The 12372-nt window shown below is 36.0% G+C and carries 13 protein-coding genes and 1 tRNA gene; 9 read left to right on the forward strand and 5 right to left on the reverse strand.

Annotated features, from left to right (window positions below):
- Nucleotides 1-48 precede the first annotated feature (48 nt).
- The 3 genes from NZ579_05870 to NZ579_05880 are packed head-to-tail and all read left to right on the forward strand — an operon-like array spanning nt 49 to nt 1548.
- Nucleotides 49-369: an HPF/RaiA family ribosome-associated protein gene (locus tag NZ579_05870; GenBank protein MCS7299465.1), complete on the forward strand. Its 321-nt coding sequence runs from the start codon at nt 49-51 to the stop codon at nt 367-369.
- Nucleotides 366-1265: an HPr(Ser) kinase/phosphatase gene (gene hprK / locus NZ579_05875; GenBank protein ID MCS7299466.1), complete on the forward strand. Its 900-nt coding sequence runs from the start codon at nt 366-368 to the stop codon at nt 1263-1265. The genes NZ579_05870 and hprK overlap by 4 nt, the downstream gene beginning before the upstream one ends.
- Before the next feature lie 4 nt (nt 1266-1269).
- The gene (locus tag NZ579_05880) at nt 1270-1548 is read left to right on the forward strand and encodes an HPr family phosphocarrier protein (protein MCS7299467.1); all 279 of its coding nucleotides are present in this window, start codon (nt 1270-1272) and stop codon (nt 1546-1548) included.
- 3 nt (nt 1549-1551) lie between these two features.
- Here NZ579_05880 and pyrF read toward each other — a convergent pair whose 3' ends face one another.
- A complete protein-coding gene (gene pyrF / locus NZ579_05885; protein MCS7299468.1) occupies nt 1552-2217 on the reverse strand; it encodes an orotidine-5'-phosphate decarboxylase in 666 nt (221 codons plus the stop codon).
- Nucleotides 2214-3131, reverse strand: coding sequence for an NAD(P)H-binding protein (locus NZ579_05890; protein MCS7299469.1), 918 nt, complete (start codon nt 3129-3131; stop codon nt 2214-2216). Before NZ579_05890 ends, pyrF begins: the two co-directional genes overlap by 4 nt.
- A 382-nt stretch (nt 3132-3513) precedes the next feature.
- Here NZ579_05890 and NZ579_05895 point away from each other — a divergent pair, with 382 nt between their 5' ends.
- The 3 genes from NZ579_05895 (at nt 3514) to NZ579_05905 (ending at nt 4951) form a co-directional block, all read left to right on the forward strand.
- Nucleotides 3514-4302: a hypothetical protein gene (locus NZ579_05895; GenBank protein MCS7299470.1), complete on the forward strand. Its 789-nt coding sequence runs from the start codon at nt 3514-3516 to the stop codon at nt 4300-4302.
- 19 nt (nt 4303-4321) lie between these two features.
- On the forward strand, nt 4322-4723 hold the full coding sequence (locus tag NZ579_05900; protein ID MCS7299471.1) for a SaoD/DsrE family protein: 402 nt from the start codon (nt 4322-4324) through the stop codon (nt 4721-4723).
- Between the two features lie 154 nt (nt 4724-4877).
- Nucleotides 4878-4951, forward strand: a tRNA-His gene (locus NZ579_05905).
- A gap of 1 nt (nt 4952) precedes the next feature.
- Here NZ579_05905 and NZ579_05910 read toward each other — a convergent pair.
- Together NZ579_05910 and gatB are read right to left on the reverse strand one after the other, a co-directional pair.
- Nucleotides 4953-5402 carry a hydrogenase maturation protease gene (locus NZ579_05910; protein MCS7299472.1) on the reverse strand — a complete coding sequence of 150 codons (450 nt, stop codon included), beginning with the start codon at nt 5400-5402 and terminating at the stop codon, nt 4953-4955.
- A gap of 139 nt (nt 5403-5541) precedes the next feature.
- The gene (gatB, locus tag NZ579_05915) at nt 5542-6978 is read right to left on the reverse strand and encodes an Asp-tRNA(Asn)/Glu-tRNA(Gln) amidotransferase subunit GatB (protein ID MCS7299473.1); all 1437 of its coding nucleotides are present in this window, start codon (nt 6976-6978) and stop codon (nt 5542-5544) included.
- A gap of 288 nt (nt 6979-7266) precedes the next feature.
- On the opposite strand from gatB, the gene NZ579_05920 reads away from it, so the two are divergent.
- From NZ579_05920 to ugpC, 3 genes are all read left to right on the forward strand, one after another.
- Nucleotides 7267-9240, forward strand: a complete 1974-nt coding sequence (locus tag NZ579_05920) for a hypothetical protein (GenBank protein ID MCS7299474.1) — start codon at nt 7267-7269, stop codon at nt 9238-9240.
- Between the two features lie 236 nt (nt 9241-9476).
- A complete protein-coding gene (gene accD, locus NZ579_05925; protein ID MCS7299475.1) occupies nt 9477-10295 on the forward strand; it encodes an acetyl-CoA carboxylase, carboxyltransferase subunit beta in 819 nt (272 codons plus the stop codon).
- A gap of 17 nt (nt 10296-10312) precedes the next feature.
- A complete protein-coding gene (ugpC, locus tag NZ579_05930; protein MCS7299476.1) occupies nt 10313-11416 on the forward strand; it encodes a sn-glycerol-3-phosphate ABC transporter ATP-binding protein UgpC in 1104 nt (367 codons plus the stop codon).
- A 372-nt stretch (nt 11417-11788) separates the two neighbouring features.
- On the opposite strand, the gene NZ579_05935 is transcribed toward ugpC, so the two are convergent.
- Nucleotides 11789-12372 (reverse strand): hypothetical protein (locus NZ579_05935; GenBank protein MCS7299477.1); only part of this gene is annotated, 584 nt, incomplete at its 5' end.

Below are 12372 nucleotides of genomic sequence, written 5' to 3' on the forward strand. Positions count from 1 at the left end.
AAAAACAACTTTTTTACATTTAGGATATAATTTTAGGAGGTAATGGATATGGAGGTCCTGATAGAGGGCAAAGGGTTTGTGATAACCGACGATGTTAGGGAACACATAAACAATAAATTATCAAAAATATCTTTTGCAGAGGATAAGGTCACCAAAATACACTTCTTCATCTCCACAACTCCGACTACTTCAGTACTGTGTGAAATGGATGTATTCGTTGACCATACGAAGGTTTTCGCAAAATATGAGCATACCGATTGGAAGATAGCAATCACTGACACAATAAACATGGCTCATGACCTAATAATAAAGGAGAGAAAGAAGAAGAAAACAACCAGAATGAGAGAGGCAAGAAAGAAGAGACAATGACTGTAGAGGATTTTGTAGAGATCGCCCTTAGAGAGTATAACCTGAACTTAGAAATAATAGGGGGCAAAGAAAACGCTAAGGTAAAAGAAATAACCTCTGTTGTTACAAACAGACCCGGTCTGTCATTAGTTGGTTTTTTTGATAATTTTGCATACGACAGGGTTCAAATAATAGGAAGAGGTGAGCAATCCTATATACACAAAGTCTATCTTGATAGGAATACTGAAGGTATAAAAAACTTTGAGAAGTTTCTATCTTTTGACATACCTTGCTGTATTATATCTGACGGTAAGGAGTTGCCAGAAGACTTTCTTGACCTTGCAGATTCCAAAGGTATTCCAATGATAACTAGTAATATTGATACCTATCAACTTACCTTTTCAGTTGAACTCATCCTAAACAACGAGTTAGCTCCTAGGGTTGTTGTTAATGGGGGGATGTTTGACATCTTCGGATATGGAGTTTTGATTATCGGTAGGAGTGGTATTGGAAAAAGTGAGGTTGGGCTAGAATTACTAAGTAGGAGACATAGGTTTGTTGCCGATGATGTTGTGCTTATAAAGAAAATACGCTATCCTGAAGGATACAGAGCAGTTGCATTCCCATACAACCAGAATCTTTCAAACCTTATTGAAGTGAGAGGTATAGGTATCATAAATGTTGAACAAATGTTCGGAACAGGTTTTACTATCCCTAAGAAAGAAATAGACATCGTAATAGAACTAGTTGATTGGGATAATTCAATGGTTATAGACAGAATAGGTAATAATGTTGAAATCTATGAGATTTTAGAAATAAAATTACCAAAGAAAACGATACCTGTAAGTCCTGGTAGAAATATTTCGTTCTTGATAGAAACTGCTATAATGAATGAAAGAATAAAGAGAAGAAGGTAAAACAATGATAAGAAAAAAATTTACTATAACAGGTAAATATGGTGTCCATCTCAGACCAGCAGTTAGAATTTATGAAACAGTGAAAGATTTTAAGTCAAGAGTTGAGATAAAAAAAGATGATAATGTTGTTGATGCACGAAGCACTCTTGGTATCATCGTTCTTAATATCCTACCAGGTGATACAATTGAAGTAATTGCTAATGGTGTAGATGAAGAGGAAGTTATTCAGAAACTAACTGAATTAATTGAACATAAAAGGCTAGAAGAAGACAAAGATGATTAGAAATCAAATGTAGGATAATATATCATCAACTTTAGTCAATCTTATTAAGTCTCTACCCATAACTATGTAGTCAGCACCACTGGCGAATGCTTCTCTAGGGGTCGTTATCCGTTTTTGGTCGTCAACATTTGAACTTATCCTCACCCCCGGTGTAATTACCGTTATGCCATCAAACCTATTCTTTAAAATCTTAACCTCCATCGGAGAGCAAACAAAATGTGTGATACCACATCCAATACCTAACTCAACTAGTCTCAAAACTTCATCAACAATACTATTACATATACCAATTTCTCTGATAGTATCATCAGTGAAACTCGTTAGCACTGAAACACCAACTGGTATTGTGTTACACTCTTTGGAGACTTCAGCGGCAACCCTAATTGTATCTCTACCCGAGAGTAAGTGAATAGTTATCATATCTGAAAATCTTGACACTACCCTTATGTGTTTCTCCACCGTAGCAGGAATGTCAAAAAACTTAAGGTCAAGAAATATCTTCTTTCCATTTTCCTTCAACTCATCACAAACCCTACTATGTTCCGAAAGAAATATTGAATGTATCTTATACCATGAGAAAAGTTCCCTAGTCCTAGAAAAAACTTTCTCAAATTCTGCGTAATCTACAACATCAACGGCTACTATTACCCTTTCAAGATAACTACTCATCTTTCATACCTCAACTTTTTAATCTCTTCCTCTATGGGGATGTTCTTTATTGGCATTTTCTCAAGAACATCAAAGTAGAATGTATTACCCTTTAAGAGCATATCCAAGTTTTCGCTAGTTATAGGGAAAAACCTAAACCTACCGAAGATACTTGCAAAGAATCTGACTAATGGGACAGGTAGATGAACCTTTGTGTAATTCCTCTTTCCTATGGCGGATGCAAATGTGTCTATAAACTCTTTGTAAGTGTATTCTTTAGGTCCTACTAAATTGAATTCCTTTTTGTTAATAGAAGGTTCGGTAATCAAATATGATATGAAATTTGACAAAGTTGTGATTGATATAGGTCTTATAACATAACTGCCATCTCCTATTATTGGAACTATACCAATTCTAACCATTGAGTAAATAAGTCTTGTGAATTCTCCGTCAGGACCTATTATTATTGAAGGTCTTAAAACTATCCAATTCTCAAACGATTCTATAACATACTTTTCTGCTTTGTATTTAGTAAGGTAATATTGTGATTTTGTTGTCCCAGAAGCACCTAAAGCACTCATCTGTATGAACCTTTTTACACCATATTTTAATGAATTATCTACCAAATTCTTAGTTGCCTCGTAATGATACTTCCAGAATGTTATACCTCTCTTTGGAAACTCTCTTATTATGCCGACAAGATTGAGAACCACATCAACATCTTTGAGGTAATGTGAATAACTTTCGGGAAGAGTTATATCACCGTTTATTATCTCTACATTCTTAAGGTAAGATTTATTAGGAAAACTCTTGAATATCTTTTCTAACTTACGATAATCTCTTATCAAAACCTTTACATTAACATTTTTCTGGAGTATTTTTTCAAGAACATTTCTACCTACAAAACCCGTAGCACCTGTTATAAATACATTCATAACAGTCAAATTTTAATCAAAAAAACCACAGAAAATCCAAGAAATTTTTAATATCTTGGTTTGATTAAGTGAAAGATAGTGTAAAGAGTGATATAAGAACATCTATCAGGACAATTAGAGTATCCTCCTGCCTCTTTCTTCTGCCTCTGTTCTCACACCGATTATCCTTTCTATTTTGCTTAATATTCGTTTGATACCTTCTAACAAGAAGAGCTTCATACTCTACCTTTGAGAGACATAATTACAACATACCACAAACTTACTCCTCTTCCTGCATAAGACATACGGCAAATTTTTTGAATGCTATCTTAATAAAAGTTGACAGATTCACAAAATTTTGATAAATTTTTATTCAAAATATCCATATGGGGAGGATAGGGATATGAGAAGGATAATATTTTCAACTATAGTGCTACTGTGTCTGGTAGCAATTGCTGAGGGACATGGCATCGCGAGAGACATCACTGAAGGTTTCTCGTTTGACATTGGATATATGATAGGCTTCGCACCCGTTGAATATGAATTTAACTTTCTAGGAGGAGTCGGGTTGTTTCACAACCTTGATTTGCTCGTAAATCTGACAACTATCAAAATAGAAGACGATGTAGTCAAATGGAAAGAGTTCTGGTTTATGCCAAGATTTGATGTTGGAGGGATAGGTCCCGTAATGTATAACATATTCGGACTCGGATTAGGTTATTCACTTGAACCACACTATAGCCACAATGGCGATAATCATAGTTCTGAAGCATCAAAGCACACTTTCCCACGCAAGGTTAAAATTCATAACGGCAGTCACCACCATCACTCACGTCACAGTGATCATTATTCAAATCCCTTAACTCAAGGTAAGTTTATTGGTATGCTAAATTATTTCTCTGAAATAGACATAGTAAGCCATCTTTTCGTTACTGGATTGGAATCTAAGTTCAGCTTTGCTCCCGAACTATGGCTTGATGTAGGTCTATCACCTGCATTAATACTTGAAAGCCTAATCGGAATTCATTTGGGCGTATTAGCAGAACTTCATATACATACGCACTTTGATGATGTACACTTTGGAGCTGGACTAGGACTTGATCTAGAACTGGATTGGTTCAGGTTTAGAATTGGTTATGATTTCCTACATAGACACCTAGGGGGAGAAGTAGGTGTTGTATTCCTACCATAATTTTCCTTGGAGGTAGTCTATGAGAGTGGCATATCTTGTCTCATCACCAAGAGCTGCTTCTTACAAGATAGCACAGATGGTTTTACCACAGCTTGAAGTAGGAACTCATGTAGCACAGGTTGTAGCAATGTTCTTCTTTGATGACAACACTATGGTTCTACAGAAGGGTAATCCTATAGGTGAAAGGTTATCAAAAATAGCGAAAGAAAAAGGAATAATACTTATGATGTGCGATGCTTGCGCTCTTGAGAGAGGACTTGCAAAAGGTGAGCCTAAGTGGTGTGATCCTATAACAGGAGAAGGTAGAAAGAATCCCGCCGAGTGCTATGTTGTGAATACTGTTGATGGAGTTGAAGTTGGATGCTTCCCTGACTTGTATTCAAAACTCGCTGGAAAGGTTGATCTCGTAATAACACTTTAATAGTGTATTATAGTTCTGCTTATAGGGAGAGGTCGTATCTCCCTATTTTTACACAACCCGCAATCGTAATTGCTGTTTCCTTAAGTTTAGATTAGTTAGATAGAAAACTAGAGTTTATGGTAAGGGAATGTTTATAATACTATTATAAGTTATGGCGGACGTAGCTCAAGTGGTCAGAGCACTGGACTGTGGCTCCAGTGGTTGCGGGTTCGAGTCCCGTCGTCCGCCCCTAGAAGCTATATATCAACTTCTTCACAACTTCCTTGGCTTTTGGAACTGCTTTTTCTACGTCTTGGGATAGTTTTTCTTCATACATAACAATCTCACTTATCGTGATTCCAACTATCCTAACCTTATTATCAACATTTATACCTAACCTTCTAGCTGTCTCTAAAGCTAACACAACACCAAACCCGTGAGACGATATTGGTTTTAGATGTTTTGGATAATCACCTGATGGTATAATATAAACCTCACCTGCTTTTTCACCTATTACTGCATCAACAACTATCATTAAATCATACTCCTCAAGAAGATAGATTATCCTTGAAGGGTCCATAGTTGTCAAAAATTCAACATTTTTCTCTTTTACCTCATAAGATAATTCCTCAACAACCCTTATACCAACGAAATCATCACCACCTAAAGCATGCCCAACACCTACAACAACTACTTTCATATCTAACTCTGTAATAACTAATTACTCACAACATTTGGAACATATTTAAGGATTTCAATACCAAATTCGTATGCTCATAACCTATTGCAAAAACTTACACGGTTTTCAAAGGAAAGTTTTGTAAAAATGGCAATTCCTTCTAGTTGCTAAGGAGTCTAGTAAGCGTTTCATTTACGAGTTTGGGATTTGCCTTGCCTTGTGTCTTTTTCATAACCTGTCCTACTAGGAAGCCAAGGACATTAGTTTTACCTGACTTATATTTTTCAACTTCCAAAGGATTTTCTTTTATAACATCAATACAAACTTTTTCTATTTCCGAAGTATCTGAAACCTGCACAAGTCCTCGCTCTTCTATTAACTTTGACGGTGGCTTTGGATTTCTCACTATATCAGGGAACACATCTTTTGCGATTTTTATACTTATCTTTCCTTCGTCTACCATATTTAGAAGTTCAGAAATATATTCAGGTGGAACACTAAACAAACTGATGTCTATGCTGTTCTCATTGAGATACCTCATAACTTCACTCATTATCCAGTTTGAAACTTTCTTTGGTTCTCCTCTGTATCCTTTAACGGCACTTTCAAAGTAATCTGCTAGGTTTTTGTCCGATGTCAGTATTTCAGCATCGTATCTAGGTAGAGAGTATTGTTCAATAAACCTTCTAAACCTCTGGTATGGAAGTTCTGGTAGCATAGACCTTATGCTTTCAATAATGTCTCTTTTCAAGACTACTGGTGGCAAATCAGGATCTGGGAAATATCTATAGTCTTCTGCGTATTCCTTGGTCCTCATAGTGTATGTCTTTCCTGTTTCTGCGTCAAACAACCTTGTCTCCTGTATAACATTCTGCCCCTTCTCAAGAACCGAGATTTGTCTATTTATCTCATACTCCAGCGCTTTTCTAAGAAACCCAAACGAGTTCATATTTTTTATCTCAACTTTAGTTCCAAGTTTATCTGACCCCTTTGGCCTTACAGATACATTTGCATCTACCCTCAAAGAACCTTCTTCCATATTCACATCGCTAACGCCAATGTATTTCATCGTGTTCCTAAGTGTTTGAAGATAGTAATATGCCTCATCAATACTAAACATATCTGGATATGAAACAATCTCAACGAGTGGTGTTCCAGCTCTGTTCAGATCCACATAACTCTCATTTCCATTCTCCGAATGTATTAACTTTCCAGCATCTTCCTCAAGGTGTGCTCTTATAATTCTTACTCTCTTCACAGTCCCATCCGGTAGTTCAAAGTCAAGATATCCTTCATAATTAAGAGGGATATCATACTGAGATATTTGGTAGCCTTTAGGTAAGTCAGGGTAGAAGTAACTTTTTCTATCAAACTTAGTGTATTCTGCTATTTTACAGTTCAGTGCAAGTCCAACCATTATCGCTTTTCTAAGTGCTTCGTAATTGAGTCTAGGTAAAACGCCCGGATACCCCATACACACAGGACAAGTATTCTTATTAGGCTCTGCTCCAAACTCTGTAGAGCAAGAACAGAAAAGTTTTGATTTAGTGTTGAGTTGAACATGAACTTCCAAACCTATCACTGGCTCGTATTCCATACATCCTATCTCCCTCTAATACGATTCTAAATAATCACACTTACATAAACCAACTTGTTGATCCACTGATTCATAGAAACTACACAAACACCCTTCTAAACAACCGCTTGACAGTACTAAGTGAAACTTTAGAACTGACAGATTTAGAGACATAAGGTAGTAACTAATCAAAAAGTCCAGGAATCTCACTTACCCTACTCTCCTAATGGAGATTGGAATTTATTACAACTGGATTATGGAACTTGTAAATTGATAGTCCTATACGAATAATATTCTAACTAAACTGCTATGAACATAGACTACTTTCAAGTATCGCAACTCAAGATACCTGAATTATACGATTATATTGAACAAAGGAAACGAGAGTTTGAAATAAGAAACACCTCTAGGTTTGATTTACATAAGATTTTGAAGATCTTTTCTTCTTTAGGACCTGAGTTTCTAATCTTCTTATTCGGAGTTGTAAGTTTAATTCTCTTCAATACGACTGCATTTATCTTAGGTTTAACTTCTACTTTAGTTTTTATTGTTTTCTACTACACTCTATCAAATAGGATCATAAGTTTTGAGATATTTCTTAAGAATTTACATTCAAACAGGGTTAAGGTTTTACGCGATAGAAAGGTTGTTTTGGTTCCAGAAGATGATGTTTCTATTGGTGATGTTGTAGTTGTATCAAAAGGAGAGAAAGTTCCTTTTGATTTAAGAGTTATAGAGTCAAACACACTGGTAGTTGATGAGTCAAAAGTTTTTGGTGAGAATAAGAGTTCTGGTAAAAGTGCAACTACCCTTCCAAAGAAAGAATTTAAGATATACGAACTATCAAATATCATCTTTGCAAACTCCGTTATCCTGAAAGGCAACGGCAAAGGGATTGTAATAAACAAAAAAACTCAAACTCCCTACAAACCTTATTCCATAATTAACTATAGGTTTAAAATTAAAGCGTTTTCATTCAATCTACTAATATCTTCTCTGTTATCCCTTCTTGTATTCTACATACTCAAAGACATTATAACCACAATTGTCTTTTTTTCAAGCATCTTTTTCTTGTTATCCTTGATGAGACTAGAAATTGTGAATCACTATGCTAGATACAACCTGACTAGAAAGCTATTACAAAACGGCATTTTCTTACCAACGATCACCAAGATAGACGAACTTATAGATATAAATAGGTCAGTCATTGCTGTTGACAACTTCTCTTTTGATATCTACCATCCCATATACTACCTACCCTCAACTAACAAGCTTCTTGACGCAAACGACTTAATCTATCACTCCCATGCATTACCAGAGGAGATACTTGAGATTTTTGTGTTGTTCGGACAGATATACCCAAAATTGAAAAGTGTTGATATGAAGATTGTTTTTAGTTCAATTCTAAACAACCTTACATCCATCGGTTTAAGTAAAGATTATATTTCAGAATATAAAATTCTAGATGTCAATCTAAACAACTCTTTCAACTCCCTTTCAACTATTAGGATGTCGGTTAATAAGAAAAGTCCAGATGCTGTTAGTCAGGAAGAAGTAGTATTCGGAATAATAAGCCTCTCTCACTACACTAGTCAGTTTGGTGGTATTTTAGGAATAAAAGACAAGGAAGGAATAGTCGTTATTAAGAAAACATCCGCTACTGGAATGTCAGATTTCTATCCATCTGTTGTCATAACATTCAGAAAATATGATTTTGATATTAGAGATATTGAAAAGTTTGAAAATTTTAGGTTTTTCTTGCTAACCGAATTGAACTTCAACGAGATTAGTAAGTTTCTGAATACGTTAGATGTTGATCCTTCAAGATTTCCCGCTATCGGTTTTCAGGAGTTCTTGAGTTCTTCTGATGAACAGAAGAGTTTCTTCTTGGAAAAGTTTCATATCTTCCATAGCATACCAAGGTCTAAATTTCAAGAATTCGCAAGGATGTTTTATAATGAAAGTTCGGTATTTATTGACAGTTTTGTAGAAGTATCTCAAACTGATGTTGGCTTAATGAAGATACCATATCTTGGTATGTTCTTCAGGTCTACACCTATACTATCATCCACCAAAAGTATCCTCTCACCATTCATCCTCATCAATTATGCTAGAAAACTACCAAAAATTATCGCTAAATCAAAGGTTTTTAATATTTCTATAACAGTTTTTGCTTGTTTGGTTTTATCTCTTCTTCATATCTATGGACTTTGGATTGCATCCATTCTTGTTCCTTTCGTTTTAGTTCCAATGGTAAACAGAACGAAAAATCTAGCAGTTTGAGATAGGCTTACATTTTGATATCAGTGTTATCTTTATGATATGTAGTACAACTATAAATACGATCTAGTTTCCCATTTTCAACAATGAACAATGTAACTGTTCCAGCTGATTGAGTCGTAATTAGCAACCAGAGTAAGATTCGTCTTTACTTTATGATTAAATTAAGAACTTGCTACCTTACCCTATTAGAGTTCGTTACTTGAGTCCTATCTGATTGAAAAGTACGTTAGCAGTTATTGATAATTACTAGAAGTATGAACGACGACAAGAATCTTTGGATAAAGTGCCCAGAATGTGGCACAATGATGTATAAATCAGACTTTGAGGAGAACCTTAATGTCTGTATAAACTGTGGTTATCACTTTAGGATTGATGCAAGAAAGAGAATCAACCTAATTGCTGACAAAGACACATTCAAAGAACAGTTTTCTAATATAGTTTCATCTGACCCACTTGATTTTTATGACGGTAAAGAGTCCTATAGAGATAAGATTTCAAAGATTGCAAGCGAGAAGAACATCAACGAGGCTGTAATAACTGGAACATGCGAGATATATGGTATTCCGATTGAGATTGCAGTTATGGATTTTGAGTTTATGGGTGGGAGTATGGGAAGTGTGGTTGGTGAGAAGATAACAAGGGCTGTAGAATATGCTACCAAACACTCTCTACCTCTTGTGATATTCTCGGCATCAGGCGGAGCAAGGATGCACGAAGGAATACTATCCCTTATGCAGATGGCAAAGACATCTGCCGCGATAAGAGAGTACAAACAGAAAGGAGGTTTTTATATATCGGTTATCACTGACCCAACGACAGGTGGTGTTACCGCTAGCTTCGCTATGCTTGGAGATGTGATAATTTCCGAACCTAAGGCACTGATAGGCTTCGCAGGCCCTAGAGTGATTGAACAGACTATAAAAGAAAAACTACCCGAAGGCTTCCAAAGAGCAGAGTTTGTAAAAGAGCACGGATTTGTTGATATTGTAGCACATAGAAAGGAAATCAAAAATATTCTTTACAAGTTAATATCGCTTATTTATAATAAATCCTAAATAATAGGAGGAGTTGTATGGCCAAGGTAATCCTAAAGCATGTTTCAAAGATTTATGAGAATGGTGTTAGAGCAGTTGATGATTTTAACCTTGAGATAAATGATGGAGAGTTTATAGTTATCGTTGGACCATCAGGTTGTGGAAAGACTACAACCTTGAGGATGGTAGCAGGACTTGAAGACATATCCGAAGGAGAACTATGGATTGATAATGTTCTTGTTAATAACATACCACCAAAGGACAGAGATATAGCGATGGTTTTCCAGAACTATGCCTTGTATCCTCATATGACAGTCTATAAGAATATGGCTTTCGGGCTTAAATTGAGAAAAGTTCCACAAGAAGAGATTGACAAAAGAGTTAAGGAAGCAGCAGAAATACTTGGACTTCAAGCACTCCTTGACAGAAAACCAAAACAGCTTTCAGGTGGTCAGAGGCAGAGAGTCGCTCTCGGTAGAGCAATAGTGAGAAAACCAAAAGTCTTCCTCTTTGACGAGCCATTGTCAAACCTTGACGCTAAACTCAGAGTTCAAATGAGAGCCGAGATAAGCAAACTACACGCAAGACTAGGTGTTACTACTATCTATGTTACTCACGACCAAGTTGAAGCAATGACATTAGGAACAAGAATAGTCGTTATGAAGGATGGTAAAATACAACAGGCTGGAACTCCTCTAGAGGTTTATTCATCACCTGTCAATAAATTCGTTGCTGGTTTCATCGGTAGCCCACCTATGAATTTCATGGAGGTCACAGTAGAACAGTCTGGAGATAATTATTACATTAATGAAGGTTCCTTCAGAATACTCCTACCAAAAGGCAAGTTTAAGAGTATAGGAGAATACACTGGCAGAAAGGTTATAATGGGTATAAGACCAGAATTTATCTACGATAGAGGAACATATACTGGAAGTGTCAATGAGAATGTGATATCCGCGAATGTAGAAATAACAGAGATACTAGGAGCAGAACAGTATGTCTATTTCGCTACAGAAAAACATCCGTTTATCGCTAGATTTGACCCATTCATCCATGTCAAACTAGGAGAGAGAAGAGAAGTAGTAGTTGATCTAGAAAAACTCATACTCTTTGACTCAGAAACAGAGTTCGTTATAAACTAAAAGACTAACCTTAAGCAATAACTAAACACAGACCGTAGAAGACATAGTATAAACGGATGTACTAGAGTCTTCTAGAATACTCCTAAGCAGTGTGACGAGGTGTTTTTAAGAATACCGTCAGATTGTCCAAAGATTTTGGCGAAAATTTATTGTTCAAGATTGTTGATTATGTATTCTTGATTAAGTTAGGTGATGAAAATAATCAAAGTTTTCTAAAACAGCACAAAGACTCACGTTATCATTTTAGAGTTGGAAAGTTCCTGTTTAAGGAAAGGACAAATGGTTGAACTAATTGAAGTTCTAATTATCAAAAATTAGAACACAAGTAGATAAGGTAGTAAATGAAAAAGGGGGCCAAGGCCCCCTGATTTTTTACTGAATCTGGTATTGTATCATAGGAATGATAGAATAATCATTTGTTCCTACGGTCTCGTATTCATAGTTACTTGTGTGGTTTGTATTTACGACACTGAAGCCAACTTTAATATTATCTCCAGTATTCAATCCCAATGCAGATAGTTTAATTCTAAACTCTATCGCTTGAGCATTACTAACGGGTTTTGGTTGAGCCAGCCAGTTTGTTGGGGTGTTTGACCAGTTTTCAATAGGATTGTTATCGTATGTGTTTAAGACACCCCAAGCTTCACCTGGAGTTGAAGATTTACTATTATACAACAGGAAGAAATCAAATGGAGCTTCATTAGTCTGATTAGCGTTAATCCAAGAGTATACATCTTTCAATACATTCGTTCCTGTCATATCGTTAGTTGAGATGAATAGTATGTTTATAAGACCATCGTCTGAGATTCCTGGATACCAGGATGAGTCACGGAACAAAACGGCGACATATAAGAAAGTACCGTCATTTGTGATCAGCATATTGGTAATGTCTGCTCCTGCTCCACCTTGAGTATCATTAGTAGGGTCATCTACGCTTAGCGCATCGCTCCATCCTG

It is taken from the genome of Spirochaetota bacterium (genome assembly GCA_025061835.1).
In the GTDB taxonomy this organism is placed as follows: domain Bacteria; phylum Spirochaetota; class Brevinematia; order DTOW01; family DTOW01; genus SKYB106.